The 24,942-nt window shown below is 56.5% G+C and carries 26 protein-coding genes; 18 read left to right on the forward strand and 8 right to left on the reverse strand.

What is annotated here, in order from left to right; all coding sequences use genetic code 11:
* Nucleotides 1-15: 15 nt before the first annotated feature.
* Nucleotides 16-786, reverse strand: coding sequence for a 2-dehydro-3-deoxyglucarate aldolase (garL, locus tag ACQG1K_RS19450; RefSeq protein WP_003862676.1), 771 nt, complete (start codon nt 784-786; stop codon nt 16-18).
* Nucleotides 787-1,152: 366 nt separating this feature from the next.
* On the opposite strand from garL, the gene garD reads away from it, so the two are divergent.
* Entirely contained in the window at nt 1,153-2,724 is a 1,572-nt protein-coding gene (gene garD, locus ACQG1K_RS19455; RefSeq protein ID WP_232934705.1) for a galactarate dehydratase, read from the forward strand.
* Nucleotides 2,725-2,831: 107 nt separating this feature from the next.
* On the opposite strand, the gene ACQG1K_RS19460 is transcribed toward garD, so the two are convergent.
* Entirely contained in the window at nt 2,832-3,635 is an 804-nt protein-coding gene (locus ACQG1K_RS19460; RefSeq protein WP_015571958.1) for a DeoR family transcriptional regulator, read from the reverse strand.
* 239 nt (nt 3,636-3,874) lie between these two features.
* Between ACQG1K_RS19460 and kbaZ the strand changes: the two genes are divergently transcribed.
* The 11 genes from kbaZ to ACQG1K_RS19515 all read left to right on the forward strand — a co-directional run bounded on the left by kbaZ (nt 3,875) and on the right by ACQG1K_RS19515 (nt 15,971).
* Nucleotides 3,875-5,182 carry a tagatose-bisphosphate aldolase subunit KbaZ gene (gene kbaZ, locus ACQG1K_RS19465; protein ID WP_154850000.1) on the forward strand — a complete coding sequence of 436 codons (1,308 nt, stop codon included), beginning with the start codon at nt 3,875-3,877 and terminating at the stop codon, nt 5,180-5,182.
* A gap of 20 nt (nt 5,183-5,202) precedes the next feature.
* On the forward strand, nt 5,203-5,676 hold the full coding sequence (gene agaV, locus ACQG1K_RS19470) for a PTS N-acetylgalactosamine transporter subunit IIB (RefSeq protein WP_003861728.1): 474 nt from the start codon (nt 5,203-5,205) through the stop codon (nt 5,674-5,676).
* Nucleotides 5,677-5,686: 10 nt separating this feature from the next.
* Nucleotides 5,687-6,466, forward strand: a complete 780-nt coding sequence (agaW, locus tag ACQG1K_RS19475; protein WP_003861730.1) for a PTS N-acetylgalactosamine transporter subunit IIC — start codon at nt 5,687-5,689, stop codon at nt 6,464-6,466.
* On the forward strand, nt 6,456-7,334 hold the full coding sequence (gene agaE / locus ACQG1K_RS19480) for a PTS N-acetylgalactosamine transporter subunit IID (protein WP_022649494.1): 879 nt from the start codon (nt 6,456-6,458) through the stop codon (nt 7,332-7,334). Before agaW ends, agaE begins: the two co-directional genes overlap by 11 nt.
* A 16-nt stretch (nt 7,335-7,350) precedes the next feature.
* Nucleotides 7,351-7,785 (forward strand): PTS galactosamine/N-acetylgalactosamine transporter subunit IIA, encoded by a 435-nt coding sequence (agaF, locus tag ACQG1K_RS19485; RefSeq protein ID WP_063152494.1) that lies wholly within the window; start codon nt 7,351-7,353, stop codon nt 7,783-7,785.
* Nucleotides 7,782-8,915, forward strand: coding sequence for an N-acetylglucosamine-6-phosphate deacetylase (gene nagA, locus ACQG1K_RS19490; protein WP_038416781.1), 1,134 nt, complete (start codon nt 7,782-7,784; stop codon nt 8,913-8,915). Before agaF ends, nagA begins: the two co-directional genes overlap by 4 nt.
* Nucleotides 8,916-9,161: 246 nt before the next feature.
* Complete coding sequence (locus ACQG1K_RS19495) at nt 9,162-10,307, forward strand: SIS domain-containing protein (RefSeq protein ID WP_367074955.1); 1,146 nt, start codon at nt 9,162-9,164, stop codon at nt 10,305-10,307.
* A 12-nt stretch (nt 10,308-10,319) separates the two neighbouring features.
* Nucleotides 10,320-11,192: a tagatose-bisphosphate aldolase subunit KbaY gene (kbaY, locus tag ACQG1K_RS19500; RefSeq protein WP_003861740.1), complete on the forward strand. Its 873-nt coding sequence runs from the start codon at nt 10,320-10,322 to the stop codon at nt 11,190-11,192.
* Nucleotides 11,193-11,308: 116 nt separating this feature from the next.
* Complete coding sequence (gene malX / locus ACQG1K_RS19505; protein ID WP_367074953.1) at nt 11,309-12,880, forward strand: maltose/glucose-specific PTS transporter subunit IIBC; 1,572 nt, start codon at nt 11,309-11,311, stop codon at nt 12,878-12,880.
* A 12-nt stretch (nt 12,881-12,892) separates the two neighbouring features.
* Nucleotides 12,893-14,065, forward strand: coding sequence for a MalY/PatB family protein (locus ACQG1K_RS19510; protein ID WP_367074952.1), 1,173 nt, complete (start codon nt 12,893-12,895; stop codon nt 14,063-14,065).
* A 16-nt stretch (nt 14,066-14,081) separates the two neighbouring features.
* Nucleotides 14,082-15,971, forward strand: a complete 1,890-nt coding sequence (locus tag ACQG1K_RS19515) for an enterotoxin (RefSeq protein ID WP_367074950.1) — start codon at nt 14,082-14,084, stop codon at nt 15,969-15,971.
* A 67-nt stretch (nt 15,972-16,038) separates the two neighbouring features.
* Here the strand turns inward: ACQG1K_RS19515 and rsmI are convergent, their stop codons facing one another.
* Nucleotides 16,039-16,902, reverse strand: a complete 864-nt coding sequence (gene rsmI, locus ACQG1K_RS19520) for a 16S rRNA (cytidine(1402)-2'-O)-methyltransferase (protein ID WP_367074948.1) — start codon at nt 16,900-16,902, stop codon at nt 16,039-16,041.
* Nucleotides 16,903-16,963: 61 nt separating this feature from the next.
* Between rsmI and ACQG1K_RS19525 the strand changes: the two genes are divergently transcribed.
* The 4 genes from ACQG1K_RS19525 to dolP are packed head-to-tail and all read left to right on the forward strand — an operon-like array spanning nt 16,964 to nt 20,652.
* On the forward strand, nt 16,964-19,102 hold the full coding sequence (locus ACQG1K_RS19525) for a penicillin-binding protein activator (RefSeq protein WP_367074947.1): 2,139 nt from the start codon (nt 16,964-16,966) through the stop codon (nt 19,100-19,102).
* Nucleotides 19,060-19,455, forward strand: coding sequence for a YraN family protein (locus ACQG1K_RS19530; RefSeq protein ID WP_271075423.1), 396 nt, complete (start codon nt 19,060-19,062; stop codon nt 19,453-19,455). The genes ACQG1K_RS19525 and ACQG1K_RS19530 overlap by 43 nt, the downstream gene beginning before the upstream one ends.
* Before the next feature lie 21 nt (nt 19,456-19,476).
* A complete protein-coding gene (diaA, locus tag ACQG1K_RS19535; protein WP_003861754.1) occupies nt 19,477-20,067 on the forward strand; it encodes a DnaA initiator-associating protein DiaA in 591 nt (196 codons plus the stop codon).
* Nucleotides 20,068-20,076: 9 nt separating this feature from the next.
* Nucleotides 20,077-20,652, forward strand: a complete 576-nt coding sequence (gene dolP, locus ACQG1K_RS19540) for a division/outer membrane stress-associated lipid-binding lipoprotein (RefSeq protein WP_022649505.1) — start codon at nt 20,077-20,079, stop codon at nt 20,650-20,652.
* A gap of 50 nt (nt 20,653-20,702) precedes the next feature.
* On the opposite strand, the gene ACQG1K_RS19545 is transcribed toward dolP, so the two are convergent.
* Nucleotides 20,703-21,740, reverse strand: coding sequence for a permease (locus ACQG1K_RS19545; protein ID WP_023307055.1), 1,038 nt, complete (start codon nt 21,738-21,740; stop codon nt 20,703-20,705).
* A 40-nt stretch (nt 21,741-21,780) separates the two neighbouring features.
* Complete coding sequence (locus ACQG1K_RS19550; protein ID WP_022649507.1) at nt 21,781-22,425, reverse strand: NAD(P)H-binding protein; 645 nt, start codon at nt 22,423-22,425, stop codon at nt 21,781-21,783.
* A 128-nt stretch (nt 22,426-22,553) separates the two neighbouring features.
* On the opposite strand from ACQG1K_RS19550, the gene ACQG1K_RS19555 reads away from it, so the two are divergent.
* Entirely contained in the window at nt 22,554-23,072 is a 519-nt protein-coding gene (locus ACQG1K_RS19555) for a type 1 glutamine amidotransferase domain-containing protein (protein ID WP_015571965.1), read from the forward strand.
* On the opposite strand, the gene ACQG1K_RS19560 is transcribed toward ACQG1K_RS19555, so the two are convergent.
* A complete protein-coding gene (locus ACQG1K_RS19560) occupies nt 23,052-23,486 on the reverse strand; it encodes a YhbP family protein (RefSeq protein WP_022649508.1) in 435 nt (144 codons plus the stop codon). The two genes, ACQG1K_RS19555 and ACQG1K_RS19560, sit on opposite strands and share 21 nt — an antisense overlap.
* Before the next feature lie 14 nt (nt 23,487-23,500).
* Between ACQG1K_RS19560 and ACQG1K_RS19565 the strand changes: the two genes are divergently transcribed.
* Nucleotides 23,501-23,830 (forward strand): GIY-YIG nuclease family protein, encoded by a 330-nt coding sequence (locus ACQG1K_RS19565; RefSeq protein WP_023307056.1) that lies wholly within the window; start codon nt 23,501-23,503, stop codon nt 23,828-23,830.
* Here the strand turns inward: ACQG1K_RS19565 and ACQG1K_RS19570 are convergent.
* Both ACQG1K_RS19570 and ubiT read right to left on the reverse strand, forming a co-directional pair.
* On the reverse strand, nt 23,817-24,320 hold the full coding sequence (locus tag ACQG1K_RS19570; RefSeq protein ID WP_022649509.1) for a GNAT family N-acetyltransferase: 504 nt from the start codon (nt 24,318-24,320) through the stop codon (nt 23,817-23,819). The two genes, ACQG1K_RS19565 and ACQG1K_RS19570, sit on opposite strands and share 14 nt — an antisense overlap.
* Nucleotides 24,314-24,838, reverse strand: a complete 525-nt coding sequence (gene ubiT, locus ACQG1K_RS19575; protein WP_023307057.1) for a ubiquinone anaerobic biosynthesis accessory factor UbiT — start codon at nt 24,836-24,838, stop codon at nt 24,314-24,316. Before ubiT ends, ACQG1K_RS19570 begins: the two co-directional genes overlap by 7 nt.
* Nucleotides 24,839-24,942: the final 104 nt, after the last annotated feature.

Consider the following 24,942-nt stretch of genomic DNA (forward strand, 5'->3'; position numbering starts at 1 on the left):
TTTCCTCAATGATGGTTATTTTTTAAAAGCGTCTGCTAATTTCTGCGTGGCGGCGCGGAATACGCCGAGGTCGCTGCCGACGGCGACAAACGTTGCGCCCCACTCCAGGTAGCGGCGGGCATCGGCTTCCACCGGCGCCAGAATGCCGCACGGTTTACCGTGCGCTTTGGCACGGGCAAAAATGTGCTGGATTGCCCGCTGCACGTCCGGGTGGCTGGCGTTGCCCAGATGACCAAAGGCGGCCGCCAGATCGCTCGGGCCGACGAAAATACCGTCGACACCTTCGGTCGCGGCAATGGCGTCGACGTTATCGACCCCCTGCTGGCTCTCGATCTGAACCAGAATGGTGATGTTCTTGTTGGACTGGGCGAAATAGTCCGGCACGGTGCCAAACATGTTGGCGCGGTGAGAGACAGACACGCCGCGGATCCCTTCCGGCGGATAGCGGGTGGCAGCTACGGCCAGCACCGCTTCTTCTTCCGTTTCAACAAACGGGATCAGGAAGTTGTAGAAGCCGATATCCAGCAGACGCTTGATGATCACCGGCTCGTTGGTAGGTACACGCACCACCGGCGCGCTGTGGCTGCCTTTCAGCGCCATCAGCTGCGGAATAAACGTGTTGATATCGTTTGGCGCATGTTCGCCGTCCAGCACCAGCCAGTCGAATCCGGCCAGGCCCAGCACTTCGGTGCTGATGGGGTTGGCCAGCGCAGACCAGCAGCCAATCTGAATCTGATGCGCCGCAAGGGCCGCTTTAAATTTATTCGGGAAGATGTCGTTACTCATTACGTATACCTTTTTTAATTCCGCAGTTTTAGCCAGTAGCTTTTCTTATTTATTCCGACTCAGCGTCAGCGTTATATTTATTTACTGACTGAATTTTGGCGTTATAAAATCGTCATTCAGTATAATCGTCACCACCCGGCAGCACATTGTCTCAATGCTCAATTATCCAACGGGGTTAGCACGCTATTTTGAGCATATGCCCAATGCAGTGGGCGCTGATGCACAGAATCAACGATTAGTGTGTCGGGAGCGATCGCGATCACATTCTCACTTTTCCTCTCCTGACATTCTTTATTTCCTCAATAAGAAACGATTAACCATCTGGCTATATTTAGTATCAGATATTTTGCTGGAGATGAGTGAACAATGGCCGATATTGAAATTCGAAAGGCGTCGCCGACGGCGTTCTATATAAAAGTGCACGATACCGATAACGTGGCGATTATTGTCAACGACAATGGATTAAAAGCGGGTACCCGGTTCCCGGACGGGCTGGAGCTGATTGAGCACATTCCGCAGGGGCATAAAGTCGCACTGGTCGATATCCCGGCGCAGGGCGAAATCGTGCGCTACGGCGAAATCATCGGCTATGCGGTGCGCGCTATCCCGCAGGGTAGCTGGATTGAGGAGTCGCTGGTTGAGCTGCCCACCGCCCCGCCGCTGGAGACGTTGCCGCTGGCTACCCGCGTCCCTGAGCCGTTACCTCCGCTGGAGGGTTATACCTTCGAAGGTTACCGCAACGCGGATGGCAGCGTGGGAACCAAAAACCTGCTTGGCATCACCACCAGCGTGCATTGCGTGGCGGGTGTCGTGGATTACGTGGTGAAAATTATTGAGCGCGATCTGCTGCCGAAATACCCCAACGTTGACGGCGTGGTGGGTCTTAACCACCTGTACGGCTGCGGCGTGGCGATCAACGCGCCCGCAGCGGTCGTGCCGATCCGCACGATCCACAATATCGCCCTTAACCCAAACTTTGGCGGCGAGGTGATGGTGATTGGCCTCGGCTGTGAAAAATTGCAGCCAGAACGCCTGTTGCAGGGTACTGAGGATGTGAAAGCCATTCCGGTTGACGAGGCCAGTATTGTGCGTCTTCAGGATGAACACCATGTCGGCTTCAGATCGATGGTCGACGACATTTTACAGGTGGCAGAGCGCCATCTGGAGAAGCTGAACAAACGTCAGCGTGAAACCTGCCCGGCCTCTGAACTGGTGGTTGGGACACAGTGTGGCGGCAGCGATGCGTTTTCCGGCGTCACCGCTAACCCGGCGGTAGGTTATGCCTCCGATCTGTTCGTGCGCTGCGGCGCCACGGTGATGTTCTCTGAAGTCACCGAAGTGCGTGATGCTATCCACCTGCTCACGCCGCGCGCCGTCAACGAAGAGGTGGGCAAACGCCTGCTGGAGGAGATGGCCTGGTACGATAACTATCTCGACATGGGCAAAACCGACCGCAGCGCCAACCCGTCGCCGGGTAACAAGAAAGGCGGCCTGGCAAACGTGGTGGAAAAGGCCCTCGGGTCGATTGCCAAATCCGGCCAGAGCGCGATTGTGGAAGTGCTCTCACCTGGCCAGCGACCAACCAAACGCGGTCTGATCTACGCGGCAACGCCTGCCAGTGATTTCGTGTGCGGCACCCAGCAGGTAGCATCCGGCATTACGGTACAGGTCTTTACCACCGGACGCGGCACGCCGTACGGCCTGATGGCGGTACCGGTGATCAAAATGGCGACCCGCACCGAGCTGGCAAACCGCTGGTATGACTTAATGGATATCAACGCGGGCACCATCGCCACCGGGGAAGAGAGTATTGAAGAGGTGGGCTGGAAGCTATTCCACTTCATTCTGGATGTGGCAAGCGGACGGAAGAAAACCTTCTCCGATCAATGGGGATTGCATAACTCGCTGGCGGTGTTTAACCCGGCACCGGTGACGTGATGGCCCCTCACCCTGCCCTCTCCCCACCGGGGAGAGGGTAAAAAAACCGCACCGAGCAGTCCCCTCTCCCCTATGGGGAGAGGGTTAGGGTGAGGGGAAAAGCCTCTTTAGACCAGCACCACATCGATCCCGCTTTTGCGTAACCCTTCCAGGCTTTCCGCCGGAATACCTTCATCAACGATAATCATGTCGATCCGCTGAGTATCAATGATTTTATGCAGGCTTGAACGGTTAAACTTGCTGGAATCAGTGACAACGATAATACGCTCCGCCACCTCGCACATTTTCCGGTTCAGACGGGCTTCATCCTCGTTGTGCGTACTCACCCCCCGATCGAGATCGATGGCATCGACGCCCAGGAACAGCAGGTCAAAATGGTAATTCTGTAAGGACTGCTCCGCCTGGTCACCATAGAAGGACTGCGACTGACGGCGCAAGTGCCCGCCGGTCATCAGCAGCTCCACTCCCTCCGCTTCCAGCAGCGCGTTTGCCACGTTCATCCCGTTGGTCATGGCAATGACATCGGTATGCTGGCGCAGCATGCGGGCAATTTCAAAGGTTGTGGTGCCGGAGTCCAGAATAATGCGATGACCCGGCTTCACCAGTTCAGCCGCCGCCTGCGCGATGCTGCGCTTCACAGCCGTATTAAGGGAACTTTTGTCCTCAACGGACGGCTCCACGCCGGGGGCATTACCTTCGCAAATCAGCGCGCCGCCGTAAGCGCGAACGGCAATCCCCTGCTTTTCCAGAAAGGCCAGATCGTTACGGATCGTCACCGTCGACACGCCGTATAAAAGAGAAAGATCGTTAACCTGCACGCTTCCCTGCGCCCGCAACCGCTGAATGATCTGCTCTCGCCTTTCACTGGTGCCGGTGATGCGCTTCTCTGCGGATGAATCGGTGCTGCTCATACGAGCTCCTTAGTAAATAAACTTTCGTTTCATTTCGTTTTGCTTATTAACGCCTTTCTTTTGAGGGAATGCAAGCCCTGTATGGTGAGCAGACGCAAGCTTAACCGCCGCTGAAACCTTTCATTATGTTTCTTTTGTGAAACGGATCGGAAAACTATTATCTTTCGTTTTATTTTTACCCCACCATAATGCAGTATCAAATGAAACAAAACGAAAGATGAATACCAACACCATCCGAAATGGAGAGGAAAGTGAAACATCTGACAGAAATGGTGGAACAACATAAACGGGGGAATACAAACGGGATTTACGCCGTCTGTTCCGCACATCCATTGGTACTTGAAGCTGCAATTCGTTACGCCCATTCACAACAGACGCCTCTGCTGATTGAAGCCACCTCAAACCAGGTGGATCAGTTTGGCGGCTATACCGGTATGACGCCCGCCGATTTTTATGGGTTTGTCTGCAATCTGGCGGGATCCCTCGGTTTCCCCACCTCACAGCTGATCCTTGGCGGCGATCATTTAGGTCCTAACCGCTGGCAAAACCTGCCAGCTTTGCAGGCGATGGCGAACGCCGACGATCTGATCAGGAGCTACGTGGCGGCCGGATTTAAAAAAATTCACCTCGATTGCAGCATGTCCTGCGAAGACGATCCGGTTCCTTTAACCGATGCAATCGTTGCCGGGCGTGCCGCTCGGCTGGCTAAAATTGCCGAAACCACCTGTCTCGAGCAATTTGGCGTAGCGGATCTGGTCTACGTTATCGGCACGGAAGTTCCGGTTCCCGGTGGGGCACACGAAACGCTGACCGAGCTTGAGGTCACCACACCAGAGGCGGCACGTGCCACGCTTGAGGCACACCGCCACGCATTCGAGAAGGAAGGGTTAAGCGACATCTGGCCGCGCATTATTGGCCTGGTGGTTCAGCCTGGCGTTGAGTTCGACCATGCGCACGTTTGTGACTATCAACCGCATAAAGCCGTCGCACTGAGCAAGATGATTGAAGCCTACGACACGCTCGTATTTGAAGCACACTCTACCGATTACCAGACGCCGCAGGCGCTGCGCCAGTTGGTGAAAGATCACTTCGCCATTCTGAAAGTCGGCCCTGCGCTAACCTTCGCGCTGCGCGAAGCGCTGTTCTCACTGGCTGCAATTGAAGAAGAGCTTTTACCGGCAAAAGCCTGCTCAGGACTGCGTCACGTCCTGGAAAACGTGATGCTCGATCGCCCGGAATACTGGCAAAGCCACTATCACGGCGACGGCAATGCCCGTCGCCTGGCCCGCGGTTACAGCTATTCCGACCGCGTGCGCTATTACTGGCCAGACAGCCAGATTGACGAGGCTTTTGAGCGACTGGTACGCAACCTGGCGGATGAACCGATCCCGCTGCCGCTGATCAGCCAGTATCTGCCGTTGCAGTACAGCAAAGTTCGCGAGGGTGCTCTCAGGTCCACACCACGGGAGCTCATTCTCGACCACATTCAGGACATACTCCAGCAGTACCATACCGCCTGCGAAGGCGTAACGACTCAACACGCATAATTAAAAAAGAGGAAAACGCTATGCCAAACATTGTCTTATGCCGCATTGATGAACGCCTGATCCACGGTCAGGTGGGCGTACAGTGGGTGGGGTTTGCGGGGGCGAACCTGGTGCTGGTGGCAAATGACGAGGTTGCAGACGATCCGGTTCAGCAAAACCTGATGGAGATGGTGCTTGCGGAAGGCATCGCCGTGCGTTTCTGGTCCCTGCAAAAAGTGATCGACAACATTCATCGCGCCGCCGACCGGCAGAAAATTCTGCTGGTTTGTAAAACACCGGCTGATTTTTTAACGCTGGTCGAGGGCGGCGTGCCCATCACCCGTATCAACGTCGGAAATATGCATTACGCCAGTGGCAAACAGCAAATTGCCAAAACGGTATCTGTAGACGCGAACGATATCGCCGCGTTTAACGGCCTGAAGGCGGCCGGAGTGGAATGCTTCGTTCAGGGCGTTCCAACAGAGACTGCTTTGGATCTCTTTAAACTGCTCTGAGGGATTCACAATGGAAATCAGTCTGTTGCAGGCTTTCGCGCTGGGGCTTCTCGCCTTTATCGCGGGCCTGGATATGTTTAACGGCTTAACACACATGCACCGTCCGGTGGTGCTCGGGCCACTGGTTGGCCTGATTCTGGGCGATCTGCACACCGGAATTCTGACCGGCGGTACGTTAGAACTGGTCTGGATGGGTCTCGCGCCGCTGGCGGGCGCGCAGCCGCCAAACGTGATTATCGGCACCATCGTTGGCACCACATTTGCCATTACCACAGGCGTGAAGCCGGATGTCGCCGTTGGGGTCGCCGTGCCGTTTGCCGTGGCGGTTCAGATGGGGATCACTTTCCTCTTCTCGGTGATGTCCGGCGTGATGTCCCGCTGCGATCGCATGGCGGCTAACGCAGACACCCGTGGTATTGAACGGGTCAACTATCTGGCACTGCTGGCGCTTGGCGTCTTCTACTTCCTGTGTGCGTTTCTGCCCATCTACTTCGGGGCTGAACACGCGAAAACCGCCATTGATGTCCTGCCGGAACGTCTGATCGACGGTCTGGGCGTCGCGGGCGGCATCATGCCAGCGATCGGCTTCGCCGTGCTGCTGAAGATCATGATGAAAAACGTCTACATCCCTTACTTCATTATCGGCTTTGTCGCCGCGGCCTGGCTGAAACTGCCGGTGCTGGCGATTGCCGCGGCTGCGCTGGCGATGGCGCTGATCGACCTGCTGCGCAAATCGCCTGAACCGACGGCGCCTGCGGCCCAGAAAGAGGAATTTGAAGATGGCATCTAATCCAACCACCCTGCCGGGCGTGTCTGAAAGTGAAGAGACGCTGCTGACCGGCGTGAATGAAAACGTCTACGAAGACCAGAGTATTGGCGCTGAGCTAACGAAAAAGGATATTAACCGTGTCGCCTGGCGTTCCATGCTGCTACAGGCCTCGTTCAACTACGAGCGAATGCAGGCCTCCGGCTGGCTGTATGGGCTACTGCCCGCGCTGAAAAAGATCCACACCAATAAGCGAGACCTGGCGCGCGCCATGAAAGGCCATATGGGCTTCTTTAACACCCACCCGTTCCTGGTGACCTTCGTCATCGGCATTATTCTGGCAATGGAGCGTTCCAAGCAGGATGTGAACAGCATCCAGAGCACTAAAATTGCCGTCGGTGCACCGCTCGGTGGCATTGGTGACGCCATGTTCTGGCTGACCCTGCTGCCTATTTGCGGGGGGATTGGCGCCAGCCTGGCGCTACAGGGATCCATTCTTGGCGCCGTGGTCTTTATCGTGCTGTTTAACGTGGTGCATCTCGGCCTGCGTTTTGGTCTGGCGCACTATGCCTACCGGATGGGTGTCGCCGCGATCCCGCTGATCAAGGCCAACACCAAAAAGGTTGGTCATGCTGCGTCCATTGTCGGGATGACGGTGATTGGTGCGCTGGTGGCAACCTATGTGCGCCTGAATACCACACTCGAGATTAAAGCCGGGGATGCGGTCGTCAAACTGCAAACCGACGTGATCGACAAACTGATGCCCGCCTTTCTGCCGCTGGTCTACACCCTGACCATGTTCTGGCTGGTACGCCGTGGCTGGAGCCCGCTGCGCCTGATTGGTATCACCGTGGTGCTGGGCGTTGTCGGTAAATTCTGTCACTTCCTGTAAAAGCAAAGAGGTTGCGATGTTAGGCATTATTTTGACGGGTCATGGCGGTTTTGCCAGCGGGCTGGAACAGGCGATGAAGCAAATCCTCGGCGAACAGCCGCAGTTTATCGCCATCGATTTTCCGGAAAGCTCCACCACTGCGCGGCTGACCGCGCAGCTTGAGCAGGCAGTGAATGAACTGGATGCAGAGCACGATATCGTGTTTCTCACCGATCTTCTCGGCGGTACGCCGTTTCGTGTGGCCTCTACCCTCGCGATGCAACACCCCGGCAGCGAAGTGATCACCGGCACCAATCTCCAGCTTTTGCTGGAGATGGTTCTGGAGCGCGACGGGTTAAGCAGTGAAGCATTTCGTTTGCAGGCGCTGGAGTGCGGCCATCGCGGCCTGACCAGCCTGGTGGATGAGCTTGCACGCTGTCGCGAGGAAGCGCCCGCCGAGGAAGGGATATGAGCCAGCTGCTGCGCGCGCGTCGTCTGCTTACCGGGCAGGGCTGGCTGGATGACCATCAGCTGCGCATGGATAGAGGCGTCATCACCGCCATCGAGCCGATTCCGGCAGGGGTTAACACCCGCGAGGCAGACCTGCTTTGCCCGGCATACATTGATATCCACGTCCACGGCGGCGCGGGTGTGGATGTGATGGATGATGCCCCCGACGTGCTGGACCGGTTAGCCATGCATAAAGCGCGTGAAGGCGTGGGGGCGTTTCTGCCTACCACCGTCACCGCTCCGCTGGAGGCGATCCATGGCGCGTTACGGCGCATTGCCCGACGCTGTCATGTCGGTGGCCCCGGTGCGCAGGTCCTGGGCAGCTATCTGGAAGGCCCGTACTTTACGCCGCAGAACAAAGGGGCACATCCGCAAGAACTGTTTCGCGAACTGGATCTCGCGGAACTTGATGATCTGATTGCGGTTTCGCAGAACACGCTGCGGGTAGTGGCGCTTGCTCCGGAAAAAGCGGAAGCCCTGAAGGCGATCCATCACCTCAAGCAAAAAGGGATACGCGTCATGCTGGGCCACAGCGCCGCTACATACGCGCAAACCCTGGCCGCATTTGATGCAGGCGCAGCCGGGCTGGTGCACTGCTACAACGGCATGACGGGGTTACACCACCGGGAGCCCGGCATGGTTGGCGCTGGCCTTACGGACCCACGCGCGTGGCTGGAGCTTATTGCCGACGGGCATCACGTTCATCCTGGAGCCATGCGGCTGTGTTGTTGCTGCGCGAAGGATCGTACGGTGCTGATTACCGATGCCATGCAGGCGGCGGGTATGCCTGATGGACGCTATACGTTGTGTGGTGGAAATGTCGAGATGCAGGGCGGCGTTGTCCGCACGGCCTCAGGCGGGCTGGCGGGCAGCACGCTCGCGCTGGATGCCGCCGTGCGAAATATGGTGGAGCATACGGGGGTCGCCCCAGAGCAAGCTATCCATATGGCTTCACTGCATCCCGCCCGTCTGCTCGGTATGGATCACTTGCTGGGATCGTTAGCGCCTGGCAAACGCGCCAATATTATTGCGCTGGATGCGGGTTTACACCTCCGGCAGATTTGGATCCAGGGTCAGGCTCTTTCCCTGTAGCCCTTTCACAGTGTGCCCTGTTGGCCTTACGGAAGACGATCGTAAGGCCTTTCTTTTCCTTTCCTTGATTTTCTCCTTTCCTTTCGCGATCACACTTTTCGTTTTATTTCTTTTACGCCATTGAACTTTCGATTTCTTTTCTATAGATTTTATTTAACTGCTAAAGTGAACAAGTGAAACGAAACGAAAGATAGCGACACGTTTGCCAGCGTCTGATGTGGAATTCACACGACTAAGGACTGAGTTATGCCACAAACCACTACCGCCACCACCGGCACCTGGACCGAAAAAGAGATCCGCCAGCAGCCAGCCAGCTGGCTTCGCTCGCTCAACAATATTGATAATCTGCGCGCGTCGATCGACAGTTTTCTGACGCCACTGTTGCGCAAGCCCGATCTGCGGATCGTTCTGACCGGCGCGGGTACGTCCGCTTTTATCGGCGACATCATTGCGCCATGGCTTGCCAGCCACACGGGGAAAAACATCACCGCGATACCTACGACCGATCTGGTCACCAACCCGATGGATTATTTCAGCCCTGCGCACCCGCTGCTTCTGGTCTCTTTCGCCCGTTCTGGCAATAGCCCGGAGAGCGTCGCCGCCGTTGAGCTGGCGAATCAGTTCGTACCGGAGTGCTACCACCTGTCGATCACCTGTAATGAAGCGGGCAGCCTGTACCAGAATGCAGTCGACAGCGATAACGCCTGCGCTCTGCTCATGCCAGCCGAAACGCACGATCGCGGGTTCGCGATGACAAGCAGCATCACCACCATGATGGCGAGCTGCCTGGCGGTATTCGCACCGGAAACGATCAACTGCAAAACGTTCCGGAACGTGTCCGATCGCTGTCAGGCGATCCTCACTTCTCTTGGCGATTTCAGCCCCGGCGTCTTTGGTAACGAACCGTGGAAACGCATTGTTTATCTGGGCAGCGGTGGATTACAGGGCGCCGCACGGGAGTCTGCGCTGAAAGTGCTGGAGCTGACCGCCGGCAAACTGGCGGCATTCTACGATTCGCCAACGGGTTTCCGTCACGGGCCTAAGTCACTGGTGGACAACGAAACGCTGGTCGTCGTGTTTGTCTCCAGCCATCCGTACACGCGTCAGTACGATCTGGATCTGCTCGCCGAGCTACGTCGCGATCGTCAGGCTATGCGGGTAGTAGCCATTGCAGCCGAAACGGATCCGGTCATTGAAGCTGGCCCGCATATCCTGCTGCCGCCTTCTCGTTCATTTAACGATATGGAGCAGGCGTTCTGCTTCCTGATGTACGCCCAGGTCTTCGCACTGACCCAGTCTCTGCACGTTGGCAATACGCCAGATACGCCATCCGCCAGCGGTACGGTTAACCGTGTGGTCCAGGGCGTCATTATTCATCCGTGGCAGGCTTAAGAGGACAGGCTCATGAGTATTATTTCTACCAAATATCTTTTGCAGGACGCACAGGCAAAGGGCTATGCCGTTCCGGCCTTTAACATTCATAACGCCGAGACGATCCAGGCGATCCTCGAAGTCTGTAGCGAAATGCGATCCCCGGTGATCCTCGCGGGTACGCCGGGGACGTTTAAACATATTGCGCTGGAAGAGATCTACGCCTTGTGCAGCGCATATTCCCTTACTTATGACATGCCGCTGGCGCTACACCTCGATCACCACGAATCGCTGGATGACATTCGCCGCAAAGTCCATGCCGGCGTACGTAGCGCAATGATCGACGGTAGCCATTACCCCTTCGAACAAAACGTCAAGCTGGTGAAATCGGTCGTCGATTTCTGTCACCTCAACGACTGTAGCGTCGAGGCCGAACTGGGCCGACTGGGTGGAGTGGAAGATGACATGAGCGTCGACGCCGAAAGCGCGTTCCTGACAGACCCGCAGGAAGCAAAACGCTTTGTCGAACTGACAGGCGTGGACAGCCTCGCCGTTGCCATCGGAACCGCGCACGGCCTCTATACCAAACGCCCAAAAATCGACTTCCAGCGGCTGGCCGAGATCCGCGAGGTAGTGACAGTGCCGCTGGTACTGCACGGTGCGAGCGATGTTCCGGATGAGGATGTGCGCCGCACCATTGAGCTGGGCGTCTGCAAAGTTAACGTCGCAACAGAGCTGAAAATCGCCTTCTCTGACGCAGTCAAAGCCTGGTTTGCCGAGAACCCACAGGGCAACGATCCGCGCTTCTACATGCGCGTCGGCATGGATGCCATGAAAGAGGTGGTCAGAAGCAAAATCACCGTTTGCGGCTCGGCGAACCGGCTGCTGCTTCCGGCTGAAGCCTGAACCCATCGCGCATAACGTTAGTACCTAAAAAATAACTATAAGCCTCGCAAATATGAAGGCGCGTCCTTAAGCCGGACAGCGCCTTCCATTATCCTAAAAATCCGAGGAGTCCCTACATGACACAGGAAAAGTCGTTTAAATCGAAAGCGTGGGAGTTTTTCCAGAGCCTGGGAAAGACGTTTATGTTCCCGGTTTCGCTATTGGCCTTTATGGGGTTGTTGTTAGGTATCGGTAGTTCTGTCACCAGCCCTTCCACCATCAAAAGTTTTCCCTTTCTGGGCGGCGAGTTAACGCAGCTCACCTTTGGTTTTATCGCCATGGTCGGTGGCTTTGCTTTTACCTATCTGCCGCTGATGTTTGCCATGGCGATCCCAATGGGCCTTGCCAGGCGTAATAAAGCGGTGGGCGCTTTTGCCGGATTCGTTGGCTACATGCTGATGAACATGAGCATCAACTACTACCTGACCGCCACCCACCAGCTTGCGGATGCCGCCACCATGAGACAGGTGGGACAATCCATCGTGCTTGGCATTCAAACGCTGGAGATGGGCGTGCTCGGCGGTATTGCGGTAGGGGTGATCACCTACTTCCTGCACGAACGTTTCCAGGACACGGTGCTACACGACGCATTTGCCTTCTTTAGCGGCATTCGTTTTGTTCCGATTGTTACCGCCCTCACCCTGTCGCTGGTCGGCCTGGTCATCCCCCTGCTGTGGGAATATGTGGCAATGGGCATTGCCGGAATTGGTCATATCATCCAGAGCACCAGCGTCTTTGGGCCGTTCCTGTATGGCGTGGGCGTGCTGCTACTCAAACCTTTTGGCCTGCATCACATTCTGCTGGCGATGGTGCGCTTCACCCCGGCGGGCGGCATTGAGATGGTTAACGGCCAGGAAGTGGCCGGTGCGCTGAACATTTTCTACGCCGAGCTGAAAGCGGGTCTGCCGTTTAGCCCGCACGTTACGGCATTTTTATCGCAAGGGTTTATGCCGACCTTTATCTTCGGCCTGCCTGCCGTGGCTTACGCTATCTACCGCACCGCGCGCCCGGAAAACCGTCCGGTGATTAAAGGGCTGCTGCTTTCAGGCGTGCTGGTTTCAGTTGTCACGGGTATTTCAGAGCCGATTGAGTTCCTGTTCCTGTTTATTGCCCCTGTGCTTTACGCGTTTCATATCGTTATGTCTGGCCTGGCGCTGATGGTGATGGCGCTGCTCGGCGTCACCATCGGCAACACTGACGGCGGTATTCTGGATCTGCTGATCTTCGGCGTCATGCAGGGGATGTCGACCAAATGGTATCTGCTGTTCCCGGTGGGTATTGCCTGGTTTGCTATCTACTTCTTCGTCTTCCGCTGGTACATCCTCAAGCACGATATAAAAACGCCAGGCCGTGAGGTTGACGCGCAGGGTGCGCTCCAGGCGGTGGAAGCCAATACCCGGGCACGTGGAAAATCAAAATACGATCATGGGCTTATTCTTCGCGCGCTTGGCGGTAAAGAGAATATTGAGTCGCTCGACAACTGCATTACCCGCTTACGTCTGGTGGTGAAAGATATGGGGCTTATCGACCAGCAGGCGCTGAAGGCCGCTGGCGCCTTGTCAGTCGTGGTGCTTGATGCCCACAGCGTTCAGGTGATCATCGGCCCGCAGGTGCAGAGCGTCAAATCCGGTATTGAAGCCTTAATTTAACAGGGGGTCGTTGTGTTTGATTTCGACAGAATCATTGAGCGTAAAAGCGATAAATGCCGTAAATGGGATCATGCGTTTGTGTGTTCGCGTTTCGGTGATGTCCCGGAGGGATTTATCCCGCTGTGGATAGCAGACATGGATTTCACCTCGCCACCCGCCGTGATTGAAGGCTTTCAGCGCATCGTGGAGCATGGCACCTTCGGTTACACCTGGTGCTTCGACGAATTCTACGATGCGGTCATCGCCTTCCAGCGCACCCGTCATCAGGTTGAGGTGCATAAGTCATGGATCACCCTGACCTACGGCACCGTTTCTACGCTGCACTATACGGTTCAGGCGTTCTGCAATCCCGGCGACTGCGTGATGATGAACACCCCGGTGTATGACCCGTTTGCGATGGCGACACAGCGACAGGGCGTGCGGATGCTTGCAAATCCGCTGAGCGTGAAGGAAAACCGCTATCAGCTGGATTTTAATCTGATTGAAGTTCAGCTCAAAACTCACCGTCCAAAACTGTGGTTTTTCTGCTCGCCGCATAACCCCTCGGGCCGCATCTGGCGCGCGGATGAGATACGCCAGGTGTCCGATCTCTGTAAGCGCTACGGCACGATTCTGGTGGTTGATGAGGTTCACGCCGAGCACACTCTGGACGGTACATTCGTCAGCTGTCTGACTTCGGGCTGTGCCGCCCAGGACAACCTGATTGTGCTGACCTCCCCCAATAAAGCCTTCAACCTTGGCGGGCTAAAAACATCCTACTCAATGATTCCAGACGATTCGCTGCGCCAGCGTTTCCGCCAGCAGTTGGAGAAGAACTCCATTACCTCGCCGAATATCTTCGGCGTGTGGGGAATTATTCTGGCCTATCGGCAAGGTCTGCCATGGCTCGACGCGCTGAATGGTTATCTGCGCGGCAATGCCCGCTACCTTGCGGATGCCATCCAGACCCACTTCCCTGCATGGAAGATGATGAACCCGGAGTCGTCGTATCTCGCCTGGATAGACGTCAGTGCGGACGATCGCAGTGCGACGGCGCTAACCCAACATTTCGCCAAACAGGCTGGCGTGGTCATCGAAGATGGCAGCCACTACGTACAAAACGGCGAAAACTACCTGCGTATTAACTTCGGCACCCAGCGCTACTGGCTGGAACAGTCCATCAACCGAATGCTGAAGCATTACTGATAAGGATCTTACCCCGATGAAAAAAAGGCTCACTCTCTCGCTGCTGGCTCTCTGTGTTTCTCATGGCGCGGCGGCAGCAAACTACGCGCTCAGTAACAACAATATTGCCCTTTCGTTTGATGATGCAAATGCAACGGTAGTGGTAACGGACAGCAAAGCTAACCATCCGCTCACGCCCCAGGAGTTGTTCTTTCTGACGCTGCCGGATGAAACAAAAATCCACACCGCTGATTTCAAAATCAAGCACGTCGAAAAGCAGGACAACGCGATAGTCATCGACTTTACGCATCCGGATTTTAACGTAACGGTGAAACTGAACCTGGTGAAGGGAAAATACGCCAGCATCGGCTACACCATCGCCGCCGTCGGGCAGCCGCGGGACGTAGCGAAAATGACCTTCTTCCCGACGAAGAAGCAGTCTCAGGCACCTTACGTTGACGGGGCGATTAACAGCTCGCCAATCGTGGCCGACTCGTTCTTCATCCTGCCAGACAAACCGATTGTGAATACTTACGCTTATGAAGCCACCACGAACCTCAACGTGGAGCTGAAAACGCCAATTCTGCCTGAGACACCGGTCAGTTTTACCACCTGGTTCGGCACTTTCCCGGAAACTAATCAGCTGCGGCGCAGCGTAAACCAGTTTATCGATGCCGTGCGCCCGCGGCCTTATAAGCCTTATCTGCACTACAACAGCTGGATGGACATTGGCTTCTTTACTCCTTACTCCGAGCAGGATGTCATTGGGCGGATGGACGAATGGAATAAAGAATTTATTGCCGGACGCGGGGTGGCGCTGGACGCGTTCCTGCTGGACGATGGCTGGGACGATCGCACCGGACGCTGGCTGTTTGGCCCGGCATTCAGCAACGGTTTTGGCAAAGTCAGGGAAAAAGCCGATAGCCTGCATAGCTCGGTTGGGCTGTGGCTTTCACCGTGGGGCGGTTACAACAAGCCGCGCGATATTCGCGTCTCGCATGCAAAAGAGTATGGTTTCGAAACCGTAGACGGCAAGCTGGCGCTGTCGGGGCCGAACTACTTTAAAAACTTTAACGATCAGATCATTAAGCTGATCAAAAACGAGCACATTACCTCGTTCAAGCTCGACGGAATGGGTAACGCCAATTCGCATATCAAGGGCAGCCCATTTGCATCGGATTTTGACGCGTCCATTGCCCTGCTGCACAACATGCGCAGCGCAAACCCGAACCTGTTTATCAACCTGACCACCGGGACCGACGCGAGCCCGTCCTGGCTGTTCTATGCTGATTCAATCTGGCGTCAGGGCGATGATATCAACCTGTACGGTCCCGGCACGCCAGTGCAGCAGTGGATGACCTACCGGGATGCCGAAACTTATCGCTCCATCGTACGCAAAGGCCCGCTGTTCCCGCTGAACTCCCTGATGTACCACGGGATCGTCAGTGCAGAGAACGCTTACTATGGACTGGAGAAAGTACAAACGGACGGCGATTTTGCCGATCAGGTCTGGAGCTACTTCGCGACCGGAACTCAACTTCAGGAGCTGTACATCACGCCGTCCATGCTTAACAAGGCGAAGTGGGACACCCTGGCACAGGCGGCGAAGTGGTCGCGTGAGAATGCCAGCGTGCTGGTGGATACGCACTGGATTGGCGGTGACCCAACTTCGCTTGAGGTTTACGGCTGGGCCTCATGGAGTAAAGACAAAGCGATTTTTGGTTTACGCAACCCGTCGGATAAGCCGCAACGTTACTACCTGGATTTAACCAAAGATTTTGAGATCCCGGCAGGAGAGCGCTCGCAGTTTACCCTGAAAGCCGTGTACGGCAGTAATTCGACCGTACCAGAGGAGTATAAAAACGCTGTGGTGATTACGCTGCACCCGCTGGAAACGCTGGTGTTTGAGGCGATGCCGGGAAAATAGTGAGGCTTTGACACGGTCTAGGCCGGGTAAGGCGAAGCCGCCACCCGGCAAAACAGGCGGCAGGGGCTTACTCCCCCTGCTGCTCCAGCGCATATTTATACAGCGCATTTTTCTTCACGCCGTGGATCTCCGCCGCCAGCGCCGCCGCTTTTTTCAGGGGCAGTTCAGCCTGTAGCAGGGTCAGCGTACGCAGCGCATCGGCAGGCAGGGCGTCTTCCTGCGCTTTATGCCCTTCGACAATCAGCACCATTTCGCCCTTGTGGCGGTTCTCATCCTCTTTCACCCACGCCAGCAGTTCGCCAACCGGCGCGCCGTGAATGGTTTCCCAGGTTTTGGTCAGCTCGCGCGCCAGCACCACGTAGCGGGATTCGCCCCAGACGGTAACCATATCCTCCAGGCTTTCCAGCAGGCGGTGGGTTGATTCGTAAAAAATCAGGGTACGCGGCTCTGCTTCCAGATCCTTTAACACATCGCGACGGCCTTTGGATTTAGCAGGCAGGAAACCTTCGTAGCAGAAACGATCGGACGGCAGGCCCGCCGCACTTAATGCGGCAATAGCAGCACACGGCCCCGGCAGCGGCACAACGCGGATCCCTGCTTCACGGCAGGTGCGCACCAGATGGTAGCCCGGATCGTTGATAAGCGGAGTACCCGCATCGGAGACCAGCGCGATGTTCTGCCCTTCTTTCAGCTTCGCCACCAGCGTTTCGGCTTTTTGTTGCTCATTGTGATCGTGCAGGGCAAACAGACGGGCGTTAATGGCAAAGTGCTGCAGCAGTAAACCGGTATGACGGGTGTCTTCAGCAGCAATTAAATCAACAGCTTGCAATACAGTGAGTGCACGTTGGGTAATATCAGACAAATTCCCGATAGGAGTAGGTACAATATAAAGCTGGCCTTGAGAATTATCTGCCGTTTCGTGTTGTTTCATTGTTTCGTCCGTATTGCCGATTTAATATTGAGCATTGCGTAAAAAAATCACTGGATACAGTATGGTACCGTTAACGTTTCTTCGAAAAAAAGCCGCGCACAGCGTGCCCCTCCTGCTGGCAGCCCTGATCTTTACCGGCTGCGGCACCCAGGCACCTGACCAGAGCACTGCTCATATGCAGGGATCCGCTCAGGCTGATTCTGGCTTTTATCTGCAACAAATGTCGCAGAGTTCAAATGATACCAGGATCAACTGGCAATTACTCGCCATTCGTGCACTGCTGAAGGAAGGAAAAACCCAGCAGGCCGCCGAGCTGTTCAGCCAGCTGCCGCAGGATCTTAACGACGATCAGCGCCATGAGCAGACGCTGCTGTCGGCAGAACTGAAGGTCGCGCAGAAAGATTTCGACGGCGCGAAGAAGATCCTCGGCACTATCGAACTGAGCGCGCTGGATAAGAATCAGCAGGCCCGTTTCTGGCAGGCCGGTATCACCGCTGAGCAGGGTCGCCCCTCCCTGACGCTTCTCCGCGCGCTGATTGCCCAGGAGCCTCTGCTCGCGGGTGCGGACAAGCAGAAAAATATTGACGCAACCTGGCAGGCACTCGCCTCCATGACCCAGGATCAGGCCAGAGCGCTGGTGATCAACGCCGATGAAAATGTCCTGCAAGGCTGGCTGGATCTGCAACAGATGTGGTTCAACAACCGCAGCGATCCGAACATGCTGAAAGCCGGCATTACCGACTGGCAAAAGCGCTACCCGCAAAACCCGGGAGCAAAAATGCTGCCAACGCAGCTGGTGAACGTGCAAAACTTTAAGCCCGCCTCCACCAGCAAAATCGCCCTGCTGCTGCCGTTAAACGGCCAGGCAGCGGTGTTTGGCCGCGCCATTCAGCAAGGTTTTGAAGCCGCGAAAAACGGCACCACCGCCGTCACCGGCAGCGCCGTTCCGGCGCAGGCAGCACAGGCGGCGAATGTGAATGACGTCGTCAGTCCGTCAGCCGCCGAAACCAGCGACCTGACCACCGCGCAAACCCCTGCCCAGGGCACCATGCAGAATCCGGTTACCGCCCCAACGACGCAACCCGCTACCTCAGCGCCTGCGGCAACACAGGCCCCGGCTGAAACTCCGGCGCCCGCGACGGCAGAACAACCTCAGCCGCAAACCGCGCAGCCGGAACAGCAGCCAGCAGCCCAGCCGCAGGCTGTGGCCACCACCAGCGCTAACCCTGGTGCAGAGTTGAAAATCTACGACACCAGCGCCCAGCCGCTTGACCAGGTGCTGGCGCAGGTTCAGCAGGACGGGGCCAGCATCGTTGTCGGCCCGCTGTTGAAAAACAACGTGGAAGCGCTGATGAAGAGCAACACCACGCTGAACGTGCTGGCGCTTAACCAGCCTGAGCAGGTTCAGAACCGCGCCAATATCTGTTACTTCGCCCTCTCTCCGGAGGATGAAGCCCGCGATGCGGCCCGTCATATCCACGAGCAGGGCAAACAGGCGCCGCTGCTGCTGATCCCACGCAGCACGCTGGGCGACCGCGTTGCCAACGCCTTTGCGCAAGAGTGGCAGACCCTTGGCGGTGGCGTGGTGTTGCAGCAGAAATTTGGCTCAGCTTCCGAACTGAGAGCGGGCGTGAACGGCGGGGCAGGTATTGCCCTCAACGGTAGCCCGGTATCCGCCAGCCTGCCGCAGCAGCAGAGCGTCACCATCGGCGGTCTGACGATCCCAGCCCCCCCTACCGACGCGCAAATCAGCGGCGGCGGTAAAGTGGATTCGGCATACATCGTCGCTACGCCGGAAGAGATCGCCTTTATCAAACCAATGATCGCCATGCGTAACGGCAGCCAGAGCGGCGCAACGCTCTACGCCAGCTCCCGCAGCGCACAGGGTACCGCAGGCCCGGATTTCCGTCTGGAAATGGAAGGACTGCAATACAGCGAGATCCCTATGCTGGCAGGCAGCAACCCGAAGTTGATGCAGCAGGCGCTGGGCGCGGTGCGCAATGATTATTCCCTGGCGCGTCTGTACGCGATGGGCGTCGATGCCTGGGCGCTGGCAAACCACTTTACCCAGATGCGCCAGGTACCGGGCTTTGAGCTTAACGGGAATACCGGCGATCTGACCGCCGATCAGGATTGTGTGATTAACAGGAAGTTATCATGGCTCAAATACCAGCAGGGGCAGATTGTCCCGGCCAGTTAAGCCGTAAACAGACCGGCGACGCGTGGGAGCTAAAAGCGCGCCGCTGGCTTGAAGGCAAAGGACTGCGCTTTGTCGCCGCCAACGTTCGCGGGCGCGGCGGCGAGATTGACCTGATTATGAAAGACGGTCAAACCATCGTGTTTGTTGAAGTACGCTACCGACAGTCGTCCCGTTTTGGCGGTGCTGCCGCCAGCGTGACGCTCGCCAAACAAAAAAAATTATTACAGACTGCCCACTTGTGGCTTGCCCGCCATAATGGGAGTTTTGATACTGTGGATTGCCGTTTCGATGTGGTAGCCTTCACCGGAAATGCGATCGACTGGCTTAAAAACGCGTTTGGCGAAGACGCATAAATAAGATTTTAAAGGGATACCGTGCTCGAACGAATAAAAGTGTGCTTCACAGAAAGCATTCAAACGCAGATTGCCGCAGCGGAAGCCCTTCCGGACGCGATCTCGCGTGCAGCGATGACGCTGGTTCAGTCGCTGCTCAACGGCAACAAAATCCTCTGTTGTGGCAATGGCACGTCCGCCGCCAACGCACAGCATTTTGCTGCCAGCATGATCAATCGCTTCGAAACCGAGCGACCGAGTTTACCAGCCATTGCACTAAACACCGATAACGTGGTCTTAACTGCGATTGCCAACGATCGTCTGCATGACGAAATTTACGCCAAGCAGGTGCGCGCCTTAGGCCATGCCGGAGACGTGCTGCTGGCGATCTCCACGCGCGGTAACAGCCGGGATATCGTTAAGGCGGTTGAAGCGGCAGTAACCCGGGACATGACGATTGTCGCCCTGACCGGTTACGACGGCGGTGAGCTGGCTGGCCTGCTGGGGCCGCAGGATGTGGAGATCCGCATTCCTTCGCACCGTAGCGCCCGCATCCAGGAGATGCATATGCTCACGGTGAACTGCTTATGCGATCTGATCGATAACACGCTTTTCCCTCACCAGGATGATTAAGGAGTTCTCATGAAGGTTTTATCGGCCCTTGCAGTCGTGATGTCTGCATTACTGCTTCAGGGATGCATCGCTGCCGCTGTAGTCGGTACCGCAGCGGTCGGCACCAAAGCAGCGACCGATCCGCGTACCGTTGGGACGCAGGTGGATGACGGTACGCTTGAGCTGCGCGTAAACAGTGCGCTGTCGAAAGACGAACAGATCAAGAAGGAAGCACGCATTAACGTGACGGCTTATCAGGGCAAAGTTCTGCTGGCAGGCCAGGCGCCAACCCCTGAACTCGCCTCGCGCGCCAAACAGATCGCGATGGGCGTAGAAGGTACGGCGGAAGTGTTTAACGAGATCCGTCAGGGCCAGCCGATTGGTCTCGGCACCGCGTCATCTGATACCTGGATCACCACCAAAGTGCGTTCCCAGCTGCTGGGTACCGACCAGGTGAAATCCTCAAACGTGAAAGTAACCACGGAGAACGGCGAAGTGTTCCTGCTGGGCCTGGTGACAGAACGTGAAGGGAAAGCGGCGGCGGATATCGCCAGCCGGGTGAGCGGCGTGAAGCACGTCACCACCGCCTTTACTTATATCAAGTAATTCACACCTGACTGTAAGCCCGGTAAGCGCCAGCGCCACCGGGCTTTCTTTCACACCAGCGCCATACTCCCCACAATCACTCCGCTCAACGCCACCAGCCCCGCCGTCAGCCACAGCGCTTTCGCCGGGAATGACTTACGCAGCATGATCAGCGACGGCAGGCTCACCGCCGGCAGCGTGATGAGCAGCGCCAGCGCCGGTGCGGTACCCATGCCAGCCATCATCATGGTCTGAATAATCGGGATCTCCGCCGCGGTTGGGATCACAAACAGGCAACCGGCCACCGCCATCGCAATCACCCACATCAGCGTGTTGTCGATAGCGCCATCCGCATGCGGGAACAGCCAGACGCGCGCCGCCCCGAGCACCAGTACGGCCAGGATATAGACCGGGATTGTGCTCCAGAAAAGCTGCCACAGCGCTTTGCCCCAGCGAGCTAAGAAACTGCCCTGCGGATCGCTGAGGTCCAGCTCAACGGAGGCAGGCCCGGCCTCGTTGTCTTTCACCAGGTGCTGCACCAGCGTAGCGACAAGCACCACCGTCAGCAGGCCAGCCGCCAGACGGATAAACGCGAAATGCCAGCCGAGAACGAAGCCCATAAACACCAGCGTTGCCGGGTTCAGCAGGGGGTTACCCATCCAGAAGGCAAGCGCGCCGCCCATCGACACGCGCTGTCGGCGCATACCCGCCGCCACCGGTGCAGCGCAGCAGGAGCACATCATGCCCGGCAGGGAGAAAATCGTTCCCAGCAGCGTGCCCTGCAAGCGCGGTTGTCCCAGGGTTTTTATCAGCCAGTTACGCGGGATAAGTACCTGAATCAGCGAGCCCAGCAATACGCCCAATACCGCCGCTTTCCAGACGGCAAGAAAATAGACCATTGCGTAATCCCACGCCGCGCGAAGCGGGCTGGAATCGGCCTGCGCGAGAATCGATTTACCGATGCTGTGGGTGTCGGCGGCGGTGAAGGCTTTACCGTAGTACGGCTGCCATTTCACATACCAGAGGCCAATGATGACCACGAGAAAGAAGAGTGCGGGCTTCCACCACTGAACAGGTGTTGCCGCCTGAGATGAAGACTGACCAGTCATACCATTCCCCGGAAGGTGTTATTTAATAAGCCGGGGAAGTTTACGCCTCGCCCTGCGCGATTTCACGCAGTTTTGCCGAAGGGATAATATTAACCCCCTCTTGCGACGGAGCCAGTGCCTCTTTCAGCATCGCCTGCGCGACATCCCGCGCCTCGATGGACTTCCAGTTACCTGGCAGGATGCGAAACAGCGGAGCGAAAAAAGACTCGTTAAAACGCCGTTCGTCGCGGTGGCCCATCAGCATGGAAGGCCGCACGATGGTCAGGCGCTCCCATTGCTGCGCGATTAACGCCTCTTCCATTTTGCCCTTCACCTGGTTGTAAAAAAACGGCGAGCCTGCGTTCGCGCCGTGCGCGCTGACCACCAGGAAATGCTTAGCACCCAGCTTCTTGGCCGTCAGGGCGGTATCTACCACCAGCGTGTAATCTGCATGGACAAAGGCTTCCTTACTGCCCGCTTCCCGTCGGGTGGTGCCAAGGCAGCAAAAGGCGATATCAATGGGATCCTGCACCTGCGCCAGCGCGTCGGTAAGCTGGGGATCGTGCGGGTTATAGACGCCGGTGATATCCAACAGCGGGCGACGCGTCGGGGCGGCGATATAGTTGATATGCCGATCCTGGATCAACAGCCGCAGCAAATGTCCACCCACCAGCCCGGTTGCGCCGGTAATCAGTACCTGACTCATCTTGTCCCCTTTACAGAATTGTCCGTTTGCGATCTGGGCCTGCTCTACCACACTTAAAAGTCTGTTACCGGTAAGTATTTACCACAAACGGGAAAAAAACAGTCTGAAGCGAAAACAACGGAGGAAGCATGGGTAAAAAAATCGCAGTCTTGATTACCGACGAGTTTGAAGATTCAGAATTTACGTCGCCAGCAGAGGCATTCCGCAAGGCGGGCCACGAGGTGGTCACCATCGAAAAAGAAGCGGGTAAAACCGTGAAGGGCCACAAGGGAGAAGCCAGCGTGACCATTGACGAATCCATTGATAACGTCAGCCCGTCGGATTTCGACGCCCTGCTGTTACCGGGCGGCCATTCACCGGATTCCCTGCGCGGGGACGAGCGTTTCGTCACCTTTACCCGTGACTTCGTCGGCACCGGTAAACCGGTGTTTGCCATTTGCCACGGCCCGCAGTTGCTGATCAGCGCCGAGGTGGTACGCGGGCGTAAGCTCACCGCGGTGAAACCGATCGTTATTGATCTGAAAAACGCCGGTGCCGAGTTCTACGATCAGGAAGTGGTGAACGATAACGATCAGCTGATCACCAGCCGTACGCCGGACGATCTTCCAGCGTTTAACCGCGAAGCGCTACGCCTGCTCGGTGCGTAACCAGTGCAGCTTCTTGCCAAAGCCCAGGGTGTTGTCGGTAAATTTCAGCTCATCGAGGCGGATTTCCCACACCGGGGCTTTTAGCGCTGCGGCCACCGGGAAGCGGCGCGTATAGCGTTTACGCTGGGCGTCGCTTTCCTCACCTTCCAGGCGACGAATTTCGCCTTTGAACTGGACCCCGCGGATCAGCGCAACGGTTTTAGGCTGACCATTTACCGTGCCCGCCACTTTTGCCTGTTGGCCCGTCATCTGCGCATGCCGCGTTTTGTCTTCGCTCATCACGTAAAAGGCCACGCGCTCGGGATCGTAGTAATAAAAGGCATTTGCGCACCACATCTCCTCGTCTTTACAGACGCACCAGGTCACAACATGCTGCTTTGCCAGCCAGCGGTTAATGGCGGCCAGTGTTTCCATTTTCGCTCTCTCTCATGCTATGGTGCGTTCACCTTAACATACTGAATCTGTTTACCGTGTGCTGGTTTCTCTATCTTGTCCGAACCCCTGATAACGCACTCTACACCGGGATCACTACCGATGTGGCACGGCGTTTTTTACAACATCAAACGGGAAAAGGGGCGAAAGCACTGCGGGGGAAAGGTGAACTTCAGCTGGCGTTTTCAGCCGCCGTGGGCGACAGATCCCTGGCGCTCAGGCTGGAATACCGCATCAAGCAGCTGACGAAGCGCCAGAAAGAGCGTCTCGTCAACGGGGACGGCTCTTTCGAGGCGCTACGCGAAAGCCTGCTTAAAAACGATTGAAATGATCGTGGTACTCCACCAGACCGGTAACGCCGTCGAGCGAATCGTCCGCCAGAGGATGTACCAGGAAAGATGTTTCCGTGCCTGGCCAGTGGCAGCGCAGATCGTATCTGGACGCTGGCTCAAAGCCTAAACGCTCGTAGAACGCCGGATCGCCCAGAACGACGACAGCGGCATAGCCAAATTCATTCAGGGAATCCAGCCCTTCATAGACCAGCTGGCGTGCCAGGCCCTGTCCACGGTAGTTTTCATCCACCGCCAGCGGCGCCATGCCGACCCACTGCAACTCTTCACCCTGCACAATCACCGGGCTGAACGCCACGTAGCCGACTACCTGCCCTTCATCGTCGGTGGCAACCAGGCCCAGCGTAATCAGGCCATCTTCGCGAAGATCGTGAACCAGTTGAGCTTCGGCGTCGCCTGCAAAAGAGCGGCGTAACAACGCATCGATACCCGGCGCATCAATCCCAATTTCGACTCGAATCAGCATGGTTCACCTACTGAAGTGTGTTTACTGTCCGGCGGGGTTTTTAGCCCGGCCTCAACGAAATCTGCCATTTGCATCAACATCATACGCAGTGCGTTCGGCATCTGCTCCAGCTCAATGGCATCCATTAAATTTTTGACGTACAGACCGAGCTCCGTGTCGCCTTCAATCACCAGACGACGCTGGAAGAAAAGGGTGTCCGGATCCTGTTTGCGCGCGGCGATCATCAGCAGATCGCTGGCATCCGCGCTAAAGCTGACATCCGCCTCGGCGGTTTCACGGACGATAAGCCGATCGTTCTCTACGGAAGTAAACCAGCGCAACCCGATATCGCGTACTTCAATCTTTAACCAGCGGCCTTCCAGAAACTCAAGCTCACCGTCCTGTAGCGCCTGGCGGAACTGCCAGCTCAGTACCTGTTCCAGCACCTGGCGTTTAAGCGCGAACGGCGCCAGTTTTACCGGCACGCTCAGCATTGATGGGCCAAATTGTACGAGACGTGAACGCAGTTTATCCAGCACGAGCTTTACTCCCTGATAGCTATAGTCCTGCTATTTTGCCATATCCCGACAAGAAGATAGCGGCGTAAATCAACAAACCGTTGTCCGGTATACCTCATTATTGG

This window comes from Enterobacter cloacae complex sp. 402C9, from assembly GCF_050030745.1.
GTDB lineage: Bacteria > Pseudomonadota > Gammaproteobacteria > Enterobacterales > Enterobacteriaceae > Enterobacter > Enterobacter intestinihominis.

What these genes read in the sequence shown, in the direction of transcription:
- ACQG1K_RS19525 (WP_367074947.1), top strand. Translation starts at nt 16,964, where the DNA reads ATGGTACCGTTAACGTTTCTTCGAAAAAAAGCCGCGCACAGCGTGCCC.
- ACQG1K_RS19515 (WP_367074950.1), top strand. Translation starts at nt 14,082, where the DNA reads ATGAAAAAAAGGCTCACTCTCTCGCTGCTGGCTCTCTGTGTTTCTCAT.
- ACQG1K_RS19570 (WP_022649509.1), bottom strand. Translation starts at nt 24,320, where the DNA reads ATGCTGATTCGAGTCGAAATTGGGATTGATGCGCCGGGTATCGATGCG.
- ACQG1K_RS19550 (WP_022649507.1), bottom strand. Translation starts at nt 22,425, where the DNA reads ATGAGTCAGGTACTGATTACCGGCGCAACCGGGCTGGTGGGTGGACAT.
- dolP (WP_022649505.1), top strand. Translation starts at nt 20,077, where the DNA reads ATGAAGGTTTTATCGGCCCTTGCAGTCGTGATGTCTGCATTACTGCTT.
- ACQG1K_RS19495 (WP_367074955.1), top strand. Translation starts at nt 9,162, where the DNA reads ATGCCACAAACCACTACCGCCACCACCGGCACCTGGACCGAAAAAGAG.
- ACQG1K_RS19545 (WP_023307055.1), bottom strand. Translation starts at nt 21,740, where the DNA reads ATGACTGGTCAGTCTTCATCTCAGGCGGCAACACCTGTTCAGTGGTGG.
- ACQG1K_RS19560 (WP_022649508.1), bottom strand. Translation starts at nt 23,486, where the DNA reads ATGGAAACACTGGCCGCCATTAACCGCTGGCTGGCAAAGCAGCATGTT.
- agaW (WP_003861730.1), top strand. Translation starts at nt 5,687, where the DNA reads ATGGAAATCAGTCTGTTGCAGGCTTTCGCGCTGGGGCTTCTCGCCTTT.
- kbaY (WP_003861740.1), top strand. Translation starts at nt 10,320, where the DNA reads ATGAGTATTATTTCTACCAAATATCTTTTGCAGGACGCACAGGCAAAG.
- malX (WP_367074953.1), top strand. Translation starts at nt 11,309, where the DNA reads ATGACACAGGAAAAGTCGTTTAAATCGAAAGCGTGGGAGTTTTTCCAG.
- ACQG1K_RS19565 (WP_023307056.1), top strand. Translation starts at nt 23,501, where the DNA reads ATGCTATGGTGCGTTCACCTTAACATACTGAATCTGTTTACCGTGTGC.
- ACQG1K_RS19460 (WP_015571958.1), bottom strand. Translation starts at nt 3,635, where the DNA reads ATGAGCAGCACCGATTCATCCGCAGAGAAGCGCATCACCGGCACCAGT.
- agaV (WP_003861728.1), top strand. Translation starts at nt 5,203, where the DNA reads ATGCCAAACATTGTCTTATGCCGCATTGATGAACGCCTGATCCACGGT.
- nagA (WP_038416781.1), top strand. Translation starts at nt 7,782, where the DNA reads ATGAGCCAGCTGCTGCGCGCGCGTCGTCTGCTTACCGGGCAGGGCTGG.
- rsmI (WP_367074948.1), bottom strand. Translation starts at nt 16,902, where the DNA reads ATGAAACAACACGAAACGGCAGATAATTCTCAAGGCCAGCTTTATATT.
- garD (WP_232934705.1), top strand. Translation starts at nt 1,153, where the DNA reads ATGGCCGATATTGAAATTCGAAAGGCGTCGCCGACGGCGTTCTATATA.
- garL (WP_003862676.1), bottom strand. Translation starts at nt 786, where the DNA reads ATGAGTAACGACATCTTCCCGAATAAATTTAAAGCGGCCCTTGCGGCG.
- ACQG1K_RS19530 (WP_271075423.1), top strand. Translation starts at nt 19,060, where the DNA reads ATGGCTCAAATACCAGCAGGGGCAGATTGTCCCGGCCAGTTAAGCCGT.
- kbaZ (WP_154850000.1), top strand. Translation starts at nt 3,875, where the DNA reads ATGGAGAGGAAAGTGAAACATCTGACAGAAATGGTGGAACAACATAAA.
- ACQG1K_RS19555 (WP_015571965.1), top strand. Translation starts at nt 22,554, where the DNA reads ATGGGTAAAAAAATCGCAGTCTTGATTACCGACGAGTTTGAAGATTCA.
- agaE (WP_022649494.1), top strand. Translation starts at nt 6,456, where the DNA reads ATGGCATCTAATCCAACCACCCTGCCGGGCGTGTCTGAAAGTGAAGAG.
- agaF (WP_063152494.1), top strand. Translation starts at nt 7,351, where the DNA reads ATGTTAGGCATTATTTTGACGGGTCATGGCGGTTTTGCCAGCGGGCTG.